Below are 238 nucleotides of genomic sequence, written 5' to 3' on the forward strand. Positions count from 1 at the left end.
GCAGCTGACGATTGTTCTGGAAGAAGCGCTGAAGCAGGCGGACATGGGCTTTAAAGACCTCGATGCGATTGCTGTAACGGAGGGGCCAGGACTGGTCGGAGCCCTTTTGATTGGAGTAAATGCGGCAAAGGCTCTTGCATTTGCCCATCAGCTGCCGCTTGTTGGCGTTCATCATATTGCGGGGCATATTTATGCCAACCAGCTTATTTCTGAGCTGAAATTCCCGCTGCTGTCGCTT

Annotated in this window: 1 pseudogene; it reads left to right on the forward strand. The window is 52.5% G+C overall.

The window, feature by feature from the left end:
* Positions 1-238: pseudogene (locus ACTSEZ_RS20285) on the forward strand (tRNA (adenosine(37)-N6)-threonylcarbamoyltransferase complex transferase subunit TsaD); the annotation flags it as partial.

Origin of the sequence: Metabacillus mesotrionivorans (genome assembly GCF_052171315.1) — a bacterium.
Taxonomy (GTDB): Bacteria; Bacillota; Bacilli; order Bacillales; family Bacillaceae; genus Bacillus_P.